Origin of the sequence: Streptomyces sp. NPDC059009 (assembly GCF_042740175.1) — a bacterium.
Classification (GTDB): Bacteria; Actinomycetota; Actinomycetes; order Streptomycetales; family Streptomycetaceae; genus Streptomyces.
The window spans coordinates 15610-31867 of record NZ_JBHYJB010000018.1; the positions used below are offsets into that span (position 1 = coordinate 15610).

Here is a 16258-nt window from a genome sequence, read left to right on the forward strand (position 1 = left end):
CCAGCCGATGCCACGCCCGTACACGCTCTTCACCGGCCAGTGGGCGGACCTGCCGCTCGAGGAGGTCTGCCGCCTCGCCCGCGACTTCGGCTACGACGGCCTCGAACTCGCCTGCTGGGGCGACCACTTCGAGGTCGACAAGGCCCTGGCCGACCCCGCCTACCTGGACGGGCGGCACGCGCTGCTCGACAAGTACGGCCTCAAGTGCTGGGCGATCTCCAACCACCTGGTGGGCCAGGCGGTCTGCGACGCCATCATCGACGAGCGCCACCAGGCGATCCTCCCGGCCGCGATCTGGGCCGACGGGGACGCGGAGGGCGTCCGGCAGCGGGCCGCCGCCCGCATCAAGGACACGGCCCGCGCGGCGGCGGCCTTCGGCGTGGACACGGTCATCGGCTTCACGGGGTCGGCCATCTGGCACCTGGTGGCCATGTTCCCGCCCGCCCCCGAGTCGATGATCGAGCGCGGCTACGAGGACTTCGCGGAGCGCTGGAACCCGATCCTGGACGTCTTCGACGCGGAGGGTGTCCGCTTCGCCCACGAGGTGCACCCCAGCGAGATCGCCTACGACTACTGGACGACGCACCGCGCCCTGGAGGCGGTCGGCCACCGCCCGGCCTTCGGCCTGAACTTCGACCCCTCGCACTTCGTGTGGCAGGACCTGGACCCGGTCGGCTTCCTCTACGACTTCCGCGACCGCATCTACCACGTCGACTGCAAGGAGGCGCGCAGACGCCTGGACGGCCGCAACGGCCGCCTCGGCTCCCACCTCCCGTGGGGCGACCCGCGCCGCGGCTGGGACTTCGTCTCGGCGGGCCACGGCGACGTGCCCTGGGAGGACGTCTTCCGCATGCTGCGCTCGATCGCGTACGAGGGCCCGATCTCGGTGGAGTGGGAGGACGCGGGGATGGACCGCCTGCAGGGGGCGCCGGAGGCGTTGGAGGCGCTGAAGCGGTTCGACTTCGAGCCACCGGCGGGGTCCTTCGACGCGGCGTTCAGCACCAGCCCGTCCGGCGTTTGAGGACGAGGCGCGAAGCGCCGACGGGGGGCAAGGGGCGCAGCCCCATGACGGCACCCCAGGCCGGGGTCCAGGGGCGAAGCCCATGGTTACGGGAACGGGCGGGGTGGGGTGAACTCCCCCTGCCCACCCCCACTTTGTCCCGCTCCAGGAAAAAGCCCAACGAACCCTCTGCGCAAAGGCTTCCAGCCAAAGACAAAGCTCGCTACGGTCCCTGAGATGTACAGGACATGAACCTCCCCGGGGTGACGGCGCACCCCGGTGCACGCAGACACGCAACGCACCCGCTCCGTACACCCCTCCCGGAGGAGAACCGTGCTGCACAGGATCCGCCGCCCAAGACGCCGTAAGACGCTCGCCCTGCTCACCGCCCCCCTCCTCATGGGCGCGACCCTCACCCTCGCCGCCCCGCACGCGGGCGCCGCACCCAAGGACCCCGCCACCGGCGCGGGAGCGTCGGCCGCCGAGGACTTCCAGCAGGTGACCCTCGCCAAGGGCGAGCCCGAGATGGGCGAGCCGATGACGCTCGCCGTGCTCCCCGACCGCTCCGTCCTGCACACGTCCCGCGACGGCACTCTCCGCCTCACCGACGCGAACGGCGACACCAAGACCGCGGGCAAGATACCGGTCTACTCGCACGACGAAGAGGGCCTCCAAGGCGTCGGCATCGACCCGAAGTTCAGCACCAACCGGGCGATCTACCTCTACTACGCCCCGCCCCTGGACACCCCCGCGGGCGACGCCCCGAACGAGGGCACCGCCGACGACTTCAAGAAGTTCGACGGCGTGAACCGCCTCTCCCGCTTCACGCTGAAGGACGACGGCACCCTCGACGCGGCCAGCGAGAAGAAGGTCCTCGACGTCCCCGCCAACCGCGGCATCTGCTGCCACGTCGGCGGCGACATCGACTTCGACAAGGACGGCAACCTCTACCTGTCGACGGGCGACGACTCCAACCCCTTCGCCTCCGACGGCTTCACGCCGATCGACGAGCGCGCCAACCGCAACCCCGCCTACGACGCCCAGCGTTCGGCCGGCAACACCAACGACCTGCGCGGCAAGATCCTCCGCATCAAGGTCGCCGACGACGGCTCGTACACGGTCCCCAGCGGCAACCTCTTCACGCCCGGCACGGACAAGACCCGCCCCGAGATCTACGCGATGGGCTTCCGCAACCCCTTCCGCATGAGCGTCGACAAGCCCACCGGCACGGTCTACGTCGGTGACTACGGTCCCGACGCGGGCGCCGCCGACCCCAAGCGAGGGCCCGGCGGACAGGTCGAGTTCGCGCGCGTCACCAAGCCCGGCAACTACGGCTGGCCGTACTGCACCGGCAAGAACGACGCCTACATCGACTACGACTTCGCCAACTCGACGTCCGGAGCGGCCTTCAACTGCGCCGCCCCGAAGAACGAGTCCCCGCACAACACCGGCCTCACCGACCTGCCGGCCGCCCAGGAGGCGTGGATCCCCTACGACGGCGGCTCCGTACCCGAGTTCGGCACCGGCTCCGAGTCTCCGATGGGCGGCCCGGTCTACCGCTACGACGCGAACTCCGACTCGAAGGTCAAGTTCCCGCAGGCGTACGAAGGGAACTTCTTCGCCGGTGAGTTCGGGCGCCGCTGGATCAAGCGCATCGACCAGGGCACGGACGGCACGGTGAAGACCATCAACGCCTTCCCCTGGAAGGGCACCCAGGTGATGGACATGGCCTTCGGGCCCGACGGCGCCCTGTACGTCCTCGACTACGGCACCGGCTACTTCAACGGCGACGAGAACTCCGCCCTGTACCGCATCGAGAACGCCACCGAAGGACACTCCCCGGTCGCCGAGGCCGCCGCCTCCGTGACCAGCGGACAGGCGCCCCTGAAGACGAAGTTCACCGCCAAGGCCACCGACGCCGACGGCGACCGGCTCACCTACGCCTGGGACTTCGGCGACGGCGGCAAGTCCACCGAACAGAACCCCACGTACACGTACAAGAAGAACGGCACCTACACGGCGACCGTCACCGTCAAGGACACGACGGGCCGCACCGGCACGGCCAGCGCCCATGTCACCGTCGGCAACACCGCGCCCAAGGTGACCCTGCAACTCCCGGGCGACGGGCAGCTGTTCACCTTTGGCGACAAGGTGCCCTTCAAGGTGAAGGTGACCGACCCGGAGGACGGCACCATCGACTGCTCGAAGGTGAAGGTCACCCACATCCTCGGCCATGACAGCCACGGCCACCCGGTGACGTCCGCCAACGGCTGCGAGGGCACCATCCAGACCTCCGCCGACGGCGAGCACGACCCGAACGCGAACATCTTCGGGGTCTTCGACGCCGAGTACACCGACAAGGGCGCGAACGGCCAGCCCGCGCTGACCACCCACGACCAGAACGTCGTCCAGCCCAAGCACCGCCAGGGCGAGCACTACGGCGACTCCAAGGGCGTCTCCGTCATCAACCACGCCCCGGCTCACGGCGGCAAGACCGTCGGCGACATCAACAACGGCGACTGGGTGTCCTTCAAGCCCTACATCCTCGGCAACGCCACCTCGCTGACCGCCCGCGTCTCCTCCGCCGGATCCGGCGGCACCCTGGAGATCCGCAGCGGCGCCGCCGACGGCAAGCTCCTCGGCAGCGCCAAGGTCGACCCGACCGGCGGCTGGGAGACCTTCAAGGACGTCAGCACGCCCATCACCGCGCCCCCGAAGGGCACGACCACGCTCTTCCTCGTCTTCAAGGGCGAAGGCACGGGCGCGCTCTACGACGTCGACGACTTCACCATCACCACCGGCTGAGCGAGAGGAGTGACCGCGATGCGCACACGAATGCGACTCATCACCGCCGCCGCGGCGGCCGCCCTGCTCATCGGCTGCACCTCCGGCCCGGCCGCCTCCAAGCCGGGCCCGGGGAAGCCGGGCAGGCCCGGCAAGGACGCCCCCCGCGTCCTCGTCTTCTCCAAGACCGCGGGCTTCCGCCACGACTCGATCCCCGACGGCATCGCCGCCGTCAAGGACCTGGGCGCCGCGAACGGCTTCACCGTCGACGCGACGGAGGACGCCGGGGCGTTCACGGACGCCAACCTCGGCAAGTACGCCGCCGTCGTCTGGCTCTCCACGACCGGCGACGTCCTCAACTCCCAGCAGCAGTCCGCCTTCGAGGGGTACATCCGGGGCGGCGGCGGATACGTCGGGGTGCACGCCGCCGCCGACACCGAGTACGACTGGCCCTTCTACGGCGGCCTCGCGGGCGCCTGGTTCCAGTCGCACCCGGCGATCCAGCCCGCCAAGGTGAACGTCGAGGACCACGCCCACCCGGCCACGGCCCACCTCGGCGACGTCTGGAACCGCACCGACGAGTGGTACAACTACCGCTCCAACCCCCGGGACCGCGCGCGGGTGCTCGCCTCGCTCGACGAGTCCTCCTACACCGGCGGCACCATGTCCGGCGACCATCCCATCGCCTGGTGCCAGGAGTACGAGGGCGGCCGCTCCTTCTACACGGGCGGCGGGCACACCAAGGAGTCCTACGCCGACCCCGCCTTCCGGCAGCACCTGCTCGGCGGAGTGCGCTGGGCGATCGGGGCGGCCCAGGCCGACTGCCGCCCGGAGAAGGGCTACACCAAGCTCTTCGACGGCACGGCCGAATCGCTGGGGAACTGGAAGCAGGCGGGCCCCGGCTCCTTCGCGCTGAAGGACGGCACGCTCACGACCACCGGCGGCATGGGCATGCTCTGGTACGACCGGCGCGAGCTCGGCTCGTACTCCCTCAAGCTCGACTGGCGCATGGAGGGCGACGACAACTCCGGTGTCTTCGTGGGCTTCCCGCCCTCCGACGACCCGTGGTCGGCGGTCGACAACGGCTACGAGATCCAGATCGACGCCACCGACGTACCGGAGAAGACCACCGGCTCCGTCTACGGCTTCCAGTCCGCCGACCTGAAGGCGCGCGACAAGGCGCTGAACCCGCCGGGGGAGTGGAACACCTACGAGATCAGAGTCGAGGGCGAACGCCTGCGCATCTATCTCAACGGCGTGCAGATCAACGACTACACGAACACCGATCCGGCGCGCAGCCTGCTCCAGGGCCACATCGGCATCCAGAACCACGGCGCCGACGACCAGGTCTCCTTCCGCGACATCAGAGTGAAGGACCTGCCGTCGGAGCCGGGCTCCGCCACGGCCCCGGGCTCCGGGGGCCACTAGGGCGGCGGCGGGCGGAGGACGCCGGACCTCCGCCCGCCGTCTCACGCCGCTCCCCTTCCCACCACTCGCTTCGGCCGCACGGGAGGCATCCGTGTCCACTGTCAGCACCTCACCCGCCACTGATGTCTCACCTCCTTCCGTCCCTCCCGTCGGCGTCTGGCTGATCGGCGCGCGCGGCTCCGTCGCCACCACGGCCGTCGCGGGCTGCGCGGCCGTCGCCGCCGGACTCCACCCACCCACCGGCATGGTCACCGAGACCCCGCCCTTCACGGACTGCGGCCTGCCCGCCCTCACCTCCCTCGTCTTCGGCGGCCACGACACCACCGACTGCCCGCTGCCCAAGCGCGCCGAGGCCCTCGCCGCCGGGGGAGTGCTCCCGCACGCCCTCCCCGCCGCCCTGCACGCCGAACTCGCCGCCGCCGACGCCGAGATACGCCCCGGCGGCCCCCACCCCGACGACACCCGCCCCGACGCCGAACTGATCGCCGCCTTCGCCGCCGACATACGGGACTTCACCCGCCGCCGGGGCCTCGCGCGCACCGTCGTGGTGAACGTGGCCTCGACGGAACCGGCACCGGCACCGGCACCGGCACCGGCGCCGGGCGTCACCCTCGGCCCGGACGCGCGGCTGCCCGCCAGCTCGCTCTACGCCGCCGCCGCGCTCCAAGCGGGCTGCTCCTACGTGAACTTCACCCCCTCCACGGGCCTCCACCACCCCTCCCTGCTCGGCCCGACCGGACTGGCCGGGCCGTCGACGGCCTCCGCCCCGCCGCACGCGGGCCGCGACGGCAAGACCGGCCAGACCCTGCTCCGCTCCGTGCTCGGCCCGATGTTCGCCCAGCGCGCCCTCGCCGTCCGGGCCTGGTCGGGCACCAACCTCCTGGGCGGCGGCGACGGCGCGGCCCTCGCCGACCCCGCCGCGGCCGCCGCCAAGAACGCCGGCAAGGAACGCGTCCTCGTCGACACCCTCGGCACCGGCGCCGCGCCCGAGGGCGAGGTCCACATCGACGACGTCCCGGCCCTCGGCGACTGGAAGACCGCCTGGGACCACATCGCCTTCGACGGCTTCCTCGGCACCCGCATGATCCTCCAGACGACCTGGCAGGGCTGCGACTCGGCCCTGGCCGCCCCGCTGGTCCTGGACCTCGCCCGCCTCCTCGCCCGCGCTCACGAGACCGGCCTGACCGGACCCCGCCCCGAACTCGGCTTCTACTTCAAGGACCCCGACCCCGGTGCCCCCGCCGGGCTGGGCGACCAGTACGCGGAGCTGGTGCGGTTCGCGGGGCGGTTGCGGGGGAGCGCGGACCCTGAGTCGGCGTCGGATCCGGAGCCGGATCTGGAAACGGATCCGACGCCGGAGCCGGAGTCGGAGTCGGGCTCGACGCGGGCGTCCCGGTGAGCGCCCGCGCCAGTGGCGGTGGCGGTGGCCTCGGCGGTGGCGGTGGCCGTGGCCATGGTCGAGCTCGCGCCTGGGCCGAACTCCTGCGCCTGCCCGCCCTGTTCACCGTGCCGGGCGACGCCCTGGTGGGCGCCGCGGCGACGGGACTGCGCCCCAACCGCCGTACGCTCCTCGCCCTCACCTCCTCCCTCTGCCTCTACGAAGCGGGCATGGCTCTCAACGACTGGGCGGACCGCGCCGAGGACGCCGTGGACCGCCCCGAGCGGCCCATCCCCTCGGGCCGCATCGCCCCCACCGCGGCCCTCGCGGCGGCCACGGCTCTCACCGGGGCCGGCCTGGCCGTGGCCTCCCGCGCGGGCCGCCCCGCCCTGGCGGTGGCCACCACCCTGGCGGCCACGGTGTGGGCGTACGACCTGGGCCTGAAGCGGACCTGGGCGGGGCCGGTGGCGATGGGGGCGGCGCGGGGGCTGGACGTGGTGTTGGGGGCGGTGGGGACGGGCAGCCCCGCACTCCCGGTTCGGCGCGCCCTCCCCGCCGCCGCGGCCATGGCCGGGCACACCCTCGCCGTGACGGCCGTCTCCCGCCGCGAGACCCAAGGCGGTTCCGCCGCACCGCCCCTGGCCGCCCTCGCCACGACGGCCGCCCTCGCCCAGCTCATCGGCCGGGGCAGCACGCCCGAACGGCCCTCCGGGACTCCCGGACACACCACCACCCTCGGTACCCGCCCCGCCCTGCGCGAGGCCCTCGCCGCCGGCTACGCCGCGACCGCCGCCCGGCCCCTCTTCCACGCCGCCCTCAACCCCTCACCCCCGCTCACCCAACGCGCGGTCGGCGGCGGTATCCGCGCCCTCATCCCGCTCCAGGCCGCGCTCTGCGCCCGCGCGGGAGCACCCCGCACGGCACTGTTCGCCGCCGCCCTCGCCCCGGCGGCCCGGAAGTTCGCGAAGAAGGTGAGCGTCACGTGACCGGTGACAGGAGCGGCGGCATGAGCGGCGACATAGGCGATGGCACGGGCGGTGGCACAGGTGGTGCCTTGAGCCACGACCTGAGAGGACCCCTCCACCTCGGCTACGGCACCAACGGCCTCACCGACCTCCGTCTCGACGACGCCCTCCACCTCCTCGCCGACCTCGGCTACTCCGGCGTCGGGCTCACCCTCGACCACATGCACCTCGACCCCCTCGCCCCCGACCTCGCCGCCCGGACCCGGCATGTGGGGCGGCTCCTTGAACGGCTCGACCTCTCCGTCACCATCGAGACCGGCGCCCGCTACGTCCTCGATCCGCGGCGCAAGCACGGCCCCTCTCTTCTCGACCCCGACCCGGAACGGCGGGCCGCCCGCGTCGAGTTGCTCACCACCGCCGTGCACGTCGCCGCGGAACTCGGCGCCCACGCCGTGCACTGCTTCAGCGGCATCGCCCCCGACGGCACCGACGAGCCCACCGCGTGGGAGCGCCTCGCCGACGCCCTCGGCCCCGTCCTCGACGCCGCCACCGACAGCGCCGTGCCGCTCGCCGTCGAACCCGAACCCGGCCATCTCCTCGCCACCCTCGCCGACTTCCACCACCTCCGCACCGCACTCGACGACCACCCCGCCCTCGGCCTCACCCTCGACATCGGCCACTGCCAGTGCCTCGAACCCCGCTCTCCCGCGGACTGCGTGCGCGCCGCCGCGCCCTGGCTGCGGCATGTCCAGATCGAGGACATGCGCCGAGGCGTCCACGAACACCTTCCCTTCGGCGACGGAGAGATCGACTTCCCCTCCGTGCTCCACGCCCTGGCCGCCACCGGCTACCAGGGGCTCACCGTCGTCGAACTGCCCCGTCACTCCCACGCGGGCCCCCAACTCGCCGCCGAGTCCCTTGAGTTCCTGCAGCGTGCGGCCCGGCTCGCCCGGGCCACCGCACCCGCGGAGGCCGCCGAAGCCGCCGCACCCGCCCAGGCCGCCGCACCCGTCGCCGTCGTCGCGGCCGCCGAAGGAGGAGCCCCGTGACCGACCTCCCTCCCGTCGCCCCCCTCCGCGCCCATCTCGACGCCGCCCTCGCCGGAGCCGCCCGCGCCTGGCTCGACCAGGCCACCGACGAAGCCGCCGCCCACCACGAGGAGCCCGGCCAAGGGCCCGTACCGTCCTGGGAGTTGCGCTTCGCCGAGGCCGGGCGGCGCTGCGGAGCCGAGCACGCGGACGCCGCCCGCGTCGTGCTCCTGGACGCCGCCCGGGCCGACGCCACGACGCTCGACCGCCTCTACGCCCGGGGCACCGCCGCCGAACGCCGTGCCGTCCTGCTCGCCCTGCCCCACCTGGTGCCGGACGCCGAAGCCCTGCCCCTGGTCGAGGACGCCCTGCGCACCAACGACACCACGCTCGTCGCCGCCGCCCTCGGCCCCTACGCCGCCGCGCACCTCGCCCCGCACGACTGGCGGCACGCCGTCCTGAAGTGCCTGTTCACCGGCGTGCCCGTCGACGCCGTCGCCGACCTCGCGCGCCGTGCCCGCGGGGACGCCGAACTCGCCCGGATGCTCGGCGACTTCGCGCACGAGCGCACCGCCGCGGGGCGCCCCGTCCCCGGTGATCTGCACCGTGTCCTGGCCCTGACCACGCCCGCCCCCGACCGGGCGACGGGTGGACGGGCATCTGAGGCAGAGGAGTCCTGAGCCCTGATGCGCATCTTCGATCCGCACATCCACATGACCTCCCGGACCACCGACGACTACCAGGCCATGCATGCCGCCGGTGTCCGCGCCGTCGTCGAACCCTCCTTCTGGCTCGGCCAGCCACGGACCTCGCCCGCCTCCTTCTACGACTACTTCGACTCCCTCCTCGGCTGGGAGCCCTTCCGCGCCGCCCAGTACGGCATCGCCCACCACTGCACGATCGCCCTCAACCCCAAGGAGGCCAACGACCCCCGCTGCACGCCCGTCCTCGACGAGCTGCCCCGCTACCTGGTCAAGGACAATGTCGTCGCGGTCGGTGAGATCGGCTACGACTCCATGACCCCCGCCGAGGACACCGCGCTCGCCGCCCAGCTCCAGCTCGCCGCCGACCACGCGCTGCCCGCCCTCGTGCACACCCCCCACCGCGACAAGCTCACCGGACTCCACCGGACCCTCGACGTCGTACGGGAGTCCGCGCTCCCGCCCGGGCGGGTCCTCGTCGACCACCTCAACGAGACCACCGTCAAGGAAGCCAAGGACAGCGGCTGCTGGCTCGGCTTCTCCGTCTATCCCGACACCAAGATGGACGAGGAGCGGACGGTCGCGATCCTGCGCGCCTACGGCCCCGAGAAGGTGCTCGTCAACTCCGCCGCCGACTGGGGCAAGAGCGACCCCCTCAAGACCCGCAAGGTCGCCGACGCGATGCTCGCCGACGGCTTCGACGAGGACGACGTCGACCTCGTGCTGTGGCGCAACCCCGTCGCCTTCTACGGGCTCAGCGGCCGCCTCCGGCTCGACGTCCAGGAAACGGACGCGGCCACCCACGAGGGGAACTCCATCCTGCGCGGCGGGGCGTGAGCCATGCGCTTCCGCCACCCCGACGGCTCCACCGTCCACCTCGCCTACTGCACCAACGTCCACCCGGCGGAGACCCTCGACGGAGTGCTCGCCCAACTCCGCGACCACTGCGAGCCGGTGCGCCGACGCCTCGGCCGTGACCGCCTCGGCATCGGCCTGTGGCTCGCCAAGGACGCCGCCCACGCCCTCGTCACGGACCCGGCCGCCCTGCGCGGCCTGCGCACCGAACTCGACCGGCGCGGCCTCGAAGTCGTCACCCTCAACGGCTTCCCCTACGAAGGCTTCGGCGCCCAAGAGGTCAAGTACCGCGTGTACAAGCCCGACTGGACCGACCCCGAACGGCTCTCCCACACCACCGACCTCGCCCGCCTGCTCGCCGCGCTCCTTCCCGACGACGTCAGCGAAGGCAGCATCTCCACCCTCCCGCTGGCCTGGCGCACCCCCTTCGACAGCGGCCGGGCACAGGCGGCCCGCACCGCGCTGCTCACCCTCGGGCAGCGCCTCGACGCCCTCGCCGAACTCACCGGCCGTTCCATCCGCGTCGGCCTCGAACCCGAACCCGGCTGCACGGTGGAGACCACCGCCGACGCCATCGCCCCGCTCACCGCCATCGGCCACGACCGCATCGGCCTCTGTGTCGACACCTGTCACCTCGCCACCTCCTTCGAAGACCCCGAGACCGCGCTCGACGCCCTCGCCGCCGCCGGCATCCCCGTCGTCAAGACCCAGCTCTCCGCCGCCCTGCACGCACCCCACCCCCGGCTCGCCGCCGTGCGCGAGGCCCTCGCCGCCTTCGACGAACCCCGCTTCCTGCACCAGACCCGCACCCGCACCCCCGACGGACTCCACGGCACCGACGACCTCGGCGAGGCCCTCGCCCGCGACGCCCTGCCCGACGCGGCCCCCTGGCGCGCCCACTTCCACGTCCCCCTGCACGCGGCCCCCGCCCCGCCCCTCACCTCCACGCTCCCCGTCCTCAAGGACGCCCTCGCCCGGCTCGTCGGCGAACCACAGCCGCGCACCCGCCACCTCGAAGTCGAGACCTACACCTGGCAGGCCCTGCCGCCCGAGCTGCGCCCCCGCACCCGGCCCCAGCTCATCGACGGCATCGCCGCCGAACTCACCCTCGCCCGCGACCTGTTGACGGACCTCGGCCTCAAGGAACTCCCATGACCGCACCCGGAAGCGAGCCCACCCCCCTCCTCGTCCTGGACGTCGTCGGCCTCACCCCCCGCCTCCTCGACCACATGCCCCATCTCAAGTCCCTCGGCCAGTCCGGCTCCCGGGCGCCGCTCGGCACCGTCCTGCCCGCTGTCACCTGCGCCGCCCAGTCCACGTTCCTCACCGGCACCATGCCCGCCGAGCACGGCATCGTCGGCAACGGCTGGTACTTCCGTGAACTCGGCGACGTCCTGCTGTGGCGCCAGCACAACGGCCTCGTCTCCGGCGACAAGCTGTGGGACGCCGCCCGCCGCGCCTGCCCCGGCTACTCGGTCGCCAACATCTGCTGGTGGTACGCCATGGGCGCCGACACCGACATCACCGTCACCCCCCGACCCGTCTACTACGCCGACGGCCGCAAGGAACCCGACTGCTACACCCGGCCCCCGGCCCTGCATGACGAACTCACCGCCAAACTCGGCACGTTCCCCCTCTTCCACTTCTGGGGCCCCGGAGCCGACATCGTCTCGAGCCGCTGGATCGTCGACGCCACCCGGCACATCCTCGCCACCCGCACCGTCGACCTGGCCCTGTGCTACCTCCCCCACCTCGACTACGACCTGCAGCGCTACGGCCCCGACGACCCCCGCGCCCACCAGGCCGCCGCCGACCTGGACACCGCACTCGCCCCGCTCCTCGACGAGGCGCGCACCCAGGGCCGTACCGTCGTCGCGCTCTCCGAATACGGCATCACGAACGTCTCCCGACCCGTCGACATCAACCGCGCCCTGCGCCGCGCGGGCCTCCTGGAAGTCCACACCCAGGACGGCATGGAGTACCTCGACCCGATGACGTCCCGCGCCTTCGCCGTCGCCGACCACCAGCTCGCCCACATCTACGTCCGCAGGCCCGAGGACCTGGACGCCGCCCGCGCCGCCCTCGCCGACCTGCCCGGCATCGAGCAACTCCTCGACGACGAGGGCAAGAAGGCCCACCAGCTCGACCACCCCCGCTCCGGCGAGCTCGTCGCCGTCGCCGAACCCGACGCCTGGTTCACGTACTACTACTGGCTCGACGACGCCCGCGCGCCCGACTTCGCGCAGCTCGTGGAGATCCACCGCAAGCCCGGCTACGACCCGGTCGAGCTCTTCATGGACCCGCACGACCCCTACGTCAAGGTGAAGGCCGCGGGCGCGCTCGCCCGCAAGAAGCTCGGGATGCGCTACCGCATGGCGGTGGTGCCCCTGGATCCCTCACCTATTCGCGGCAGCCACGGCCGCCTCCCCGCCGACCCGAACGACGGTCCGCTCATCCTGTGCTCCACCCCCCACGCCCTCACCGGCCCCCTGCGGGCCACCGATGTGAAGTCACTGCTGCTCCGGCTGGCCGGCCTCGCACCCCCGCCGACCCCGACCACAGCCAACTGAACCAGACACCACTGACAACGCCCCCGCCACCCCGAGGAGTTCCCGCATGCCCCGCACACCCCAGGACCCAGAACTCGGCCGCAGACTCAGCCGCCGCGGCATGCTCGGCGTCGCCGCGGGAGCCTCCGCCGCGGCCGTCGTCGGCGCCGCCGCGAGCCCGGCCGCCGCGCGCCCCGCCCCGGACGCCGCCACCGGCCGCGGAGGCCGCCCGGTGCTGCCCCCGGGCCGGCTCGGCATCCAGCTGTACAGCCTGCGCGACAAGGTCTCCACCCTCGGCTTCGCGCCGGTCTTCGCCGAGCTCGCCAAGTACGGCTACGACGAAGTGGAGTTCGCGGGCTACACCCAGGGCAGCGCGGGCCCCATCACGCTCGCGCAGCTCAAGCGGCTCGCCGCCGACCACGGCCTCCATCCCATCGGCAGCCACGTCGGCTACTACGCCGACGGCGACCCGAACGCCTACACCTTCGCCCAGAACCTGAACAAGGTCCTCGACGAGGCCCAGGCGCTCGGCCTCCAGCACATCGGCACCGCGTCCGGCCCCTGGCGCTACGGCAAGACCGTCGACGGCTGGAAGCGCTGCGCCGAGGAGTTCAACACCTACGGCGCCGCGGCCAGGAAGCGCGGCATGAAGTTCTACCAGCACAACCACGGCGACGAGTTCTCCTTCGCCACCGACCGCCCCGACGTGCGGCTCTACGACGTGCTGCTCGCCGAGACCGACCCGGACCTGGTCTTCCTGGAGATGGACATCTACTGGGCGTACACCGCCCAGTTCCGCTTCTCCAAGCGCCCGGACGGCACCCCCGCCCCCTTCGAGCCCCTGGACTACGTACTGAAGCAGCCGCACCGCTACCCGCTCTTCCACGTCAAGGACGGCATCCGCGACGACACCGCCCCCGACGGCTACCGCATGGTCGACGTGGGCGACGGCGACATCGACTACCGGACGTTCCTCTCCAAGGTCGGCCGCACCCACCACGGCCGCCGCTACCACCACTGGCAGACCGAACACGACAACCCCGTCGAGTCGTTCGCCTTCGCCCGCAAGTCCAGCACGCACCTGCACGGGCTGCGGGAGAGGTGCGGCGAGTAGCACACCGTGCGCAGCGGGGTGGTGGACCGTGCCCGACTCACCCCGCTCCGCCCGCCGCCCACTCCACCTCCAGCGGAATCTCCCGGGCCCCGATGGTGTGCCGGGGATCCTCGTACGTCACCTCCCCGCCCGGCGTGAAGTGCCGCCACCGCCGCAGCAGTCCCGCCAGCGCCACCCGAAGCTCCAGGCGGGCCAGCGGCGCGCCCAGGCAGTAGTGGATGCCCTTGCCGAGCGCCAGGTGCCGGTTCGGGGTGCGGCGGATGTCGAACCGCGCCGGGTCGGGGAAGACCCGGGGATCCCTGTTCGCCGCGGCCAGCCAGAGCAGCACCACGCTGTCCTTCGGCAGCCGCCGTCCGCGCAGGACCACCTCCCTCGTGGTGCGCCGCGCCGCCGCGGGCAGCTGGCCCCGGTGGCGCATCACCTCCTCCACCGCGCCCGCCGTCAGCGACGGATCCGCCCGCAGGGCCGCCGCCGCCCGCGGGTGCTCGTGGAGCAGCAGCACCGAACTGGTCAGCAGCATCGTCGTCGTGATGTGCCCGGCGACCAGGAGAAAGCCGCACACCCCGAGGATCTCCTCGTCGCGCAGCCGCTGCCCGCCCTCCTCGACGGTGGCGAGCCTGCTGATCAGGTCGGGGCCCGGCCGGGCCCTGCGGCTGCGGATGACGTCCAGGAAGTACGCGTTCATCTCGGCGATGAGCGGGTCGATCGAGCGCAGCATCTCCGCCGTCGCCACCAGCACCGGCTCGCCGTCCCGGCCCTGGAAGAACAGGGCGTCCGACCACGCCCGGAAGCGCGCGCGGTCCACGACCGGGATCTGCAGGATGTCCGCGATCACCGTCAGCGGCAGCGGATAGGCGTACCGCTCGACGAAGCCGACGTGCCGCGCCCCGCCCAGCGCGTCCAGCAGGCCGTCGCTGATCCCGGTGATCCGCTCCTCCAGCTCCTGGATCATGCGGGGCGTGAAGACCTTGCTCACCAGCGACCGCAGCACGTCGTGCTCGGGCGGGTCGAACCCCAGGAACGCGCCCTGCGCGACCTTCGAGAACGCCTCCGGCTGCTCGATCAGGTCCCGCATGTCGGAGGAGAAGGTCCGGTGGTCCGCGAGGGCCGCCGCCACGTCCTCGTGGCGGAACACATGCCAGTTGCCCAACTCCTCGTCGTAGTGCACCGGTTGCTCTTCGCGCAGATACGTCCACCAGTCGAGCAGCGCCTCGTACGTGGGGGGCTGCGCGGCGAGCCCGAGGGACCGCAGGCCGTGGCCGCCCCGCACCCCGGCCGTGTCGCCGGTCACCGGGCGCCCTCCCCGATGACCTGCCGCAGCGCGTCCACCGCCCGGTCGATGTCGTCCGCCGTGTTCAGCACGCCGGGCGCGTACCGGACGGCGCTGCTGCGGTACGGCGTCTGCCCCGCCATCACCCGCCGCCGCTCAAGACCCGCGACGACGTCCGCCGGATCGCGGCCCGCGACGTCGAAGCAGACCATCCCCGCCCGCAGCCGCGCCGACTCGGGTGTGCGGATACGGACCTGGGGGACCTCCGCCAGCCGCCGCCTGCAGTACGTGGTGAGCTCCGCGATCCGCTCGGCCACCTGCGCCTTGCCCAGGGCGAGTTGGAAGCGGAACGCCTCGTGCAGCGCCCACCGGTGCTCGTACGCGGGGAAGCCGCCCGGCGAGCACATCCGGGCGGGCGGCGCCTCACCGTCCGGGGTGCGCCCCAGGTACCACGGCCAGAAGACCTCCACGTCGAACGAGGTGGTCACCGGGGCGACGCGCGACCAGCCCCGGTCGCTGCCCCACACCACCCCCGTCCCCCGCGGGCCGAACAGCCACTTGTGGCACCCCGCGACGAAGAAGTCGCAGCCGAGCGCGGTCACGTCGAAGTCCTCCACGCCGAGGGCGTGCACCGCGTCCACGCACAGCACGACCTGCCGGTCGGCGGGCCGCGCGGCGTTCACCGCGGCGACCGCCTCGCCGATGGCCGCGAGCGGCAGCTTCACGCCCGTGCCGGAGTGCACCCAGGTGACGACGAACAGGCGCGTGCGCTCGCCGATGCCGCGCGCCACGGCCTCCACGATCCGGTCGGCGTCCGCGTCGGGCGCATGCTCGTACAGCGCAATGACGCGGCGCGACGCCCCGCTGGCCGCCGCCTTGAAACGGAGGATCTCCGTGGCCGCGTAGTGCTCGTGGTCGGTGCTGAGGATCTCGTCGCCGGGTTCGAGGCGCATCCCGGCGCAGACCACGGCGAGGCCCGCCGTGGTGCTCTCGGTCAGGGCCAGCGAGTCCGGCCGCCCGCCGAGGTAGGCGGCGGCGCTGTCCAGGACCTGGCGGACCTGCCCGTCGCGCTCGTGGAAGTGCAGCGCGGGATTGCGGTCCAGGGCCCGGCGGTGGCGCTCGATGGCCTCCCGTACGGGGCGGGGGTGCGGGGCCAGCATGGAGAGCGCCAAGTGCACATAGTCCG

General features: G+C 72.8%; 13 protein-coding genes. 11 read left to right on the forward strand and 2 right to left on the reverse strand.

Features of this window, described 5'->3' with window-relative positions; genetic code table 11:
- Positions 1–7 precede the first annotated feature (7 nt).
- The 11 genes from ACFWYM_RS19305 (at position 8) to ACFWYM_RS19355 (ending at position 13802) form a co-directional block, all read left to right on the forward strand.
- Positions 8–1021 (forward strand): sugar phosphate isomerase/epimerase family protein, encoded by a 1014-nt coding sequence (locus ACFWYM_RS19305; protein ID WP_384838115.1) that lies wholly within the window; start codon positions 8–10, stop codon positions 1019–1021.
- 315 nt (positions 1022–1336) lie between these two features.
- A complete protein-coding gene (locus ACFWYM_RS19310; protein WP_384838447.1) occupies positions 1337–3805 on the forward strand; it encodes a PQQ-dependent sugar dehydrogenase in 2469 nt (822 codons plus the stop codon).
- A gap of 18 nt (positions 3806–3823) precedes the next feature.
- Positions 3824–5212, forward strand: a complete 1389-nt coding sequence (locus ACFWYM_RS19315; RefSeq protein WP_384838117.1) for a ThuA domain-containing protein — start codon at positions 3824–3826, stop codon at positions 5210–5212.
- A gap of 91 nt (positions 5213–5303) precedes the next feature.
- Positions 5304–6611 (forward strand): inositol-3-phosphate synthase, encoded by a 1308-nt coding sequence (locus ACFWYM_RS19320; RefSeq protein ID WP_384838120.1) that lies wholly within the window; start codon positions 5304–5306, stop codon positions 6609–6611.
- The gene (locus tag ACFWYM_RS19325; protein ID WP_384838122.1) at positions 6608–7576 is read left to right on the forward strand and encodes an SCO3242 family prenyltransferase; all 969 of its coding nucleotides are present in this window, start codon (positions 6608–6610) and stop codon (positions 7574–7576) included. Before ACFWYM_RS19320 ends, ACFWYM_RS19325 begins: the two co-directional genes overlap by 4 nt.
- 20 nt (positions 7577–7596) lie before the next feature.
- A complete protein-coding gene (locus ACFWYM_RS19330) occupies positions 7597–8604 on the forward strand; it encodes a sugar phosphate isomerase/epimerase family protein (protein WP_384838125.1) in 1008 nt (335 codons plus the stop codon).
- The gene (locus tag ACFWYM_RS19335; RefSeq protein WP_384838128.1) at positions 8601–9263 is read left to right on the forward strand and encodes an EboA domain-containing protein; all 663 of its coding nucleotides are present in this window, start codon (positions 8601–8603) and stop codon (positions 9261–9263) included. The genes ACFWYM_RS19330 and ACFWYM_RS19335 overlap by 4 nt, the downstream gene beginning before the upstream one ends.
- A 6-nt stretch (positions 9264–9269) precedes the next feature.
- Positions 9270–10121: a TatD family hydrolase gene (locus ACFWYM_RS19340; protein ID WP_384838131.1), complete on the forward strand. Its 852-nt coding sequence runs from the start codon at positions 9270–9272 to the stop codon at positions 10119–10121.
- Positions 10122–10124: 3 nt separating this feature from the next.
- Positions 10125–11294: a metabolite traffic protein EboE gene (gene eboE, locus ACFWYM_RS19345; RefSeq protein ID WP_384838133.1), complete on the forward strand. Its 1170-nt coding sequence runs from the start codon at positions 10125–10127 to the stop codon at positions 11292–11294.
- Positions 11291–12709: an alkaline phosphatase family protein gene (locus ACFWYM_RS19350; protein WP_384838137.1), complete on the forward strand. Its 1419-nt coding sequence runs from the start codon at positions 11291–11293 to the stop codon at positions 12707–12709. Before eboE ends, ACFWYM_RS19350 begins: the two co-directional genes overlap by 4 nt.
- 46 nt (positions 12710–12755) lie before the next feature.
- The gene (locus ACFWYM_RS19355; RefSeq protein WP_384838139.1) at positions 12756–13802 is read left to right on the forward strand and encodes a sugar phosphate isomerase/epimerase family protein; all 1047 of its coding nucleotides are present in this window, start codon (positions 12756–12758) and stop codon (positions 13800–13802) included.
- A 37-nt stretch (positions 13803–13839) separates the two neighbouring features.
- Here ACFWYM_RS19355 and ACFWYM_RS19360 read toward each other — a convergent pair whose 3' ends face one another.
- On the reverse strand, positions 13840–15093 hold the full coding sequence (locus ACFWYM_RS19360) for a cytochrome P450 (RefSeq protein ID WP_384838141.1): 1254 nt from the start codon (positions 15091–15093) through the stop codon (positions 13840–13842).
- Complete coding sequence (locus ACFWYM_RS19365) at positions 15090–16244, reverse strand: aminotransferase class V-fold PLP-dependent enzyme (RefSeq protein WP_384838144.1); 1155 nt, start codon at positions 16242–16244, stop codon at positions 15090–15092. Before ACFWYM_RS19365 ends, ACFWYM_RS19360 begins: the two co-directional genes overlap by 4 nt.
- Between the last annotated feature and the right edge of the window lie 14 nt (positions 16245–16258).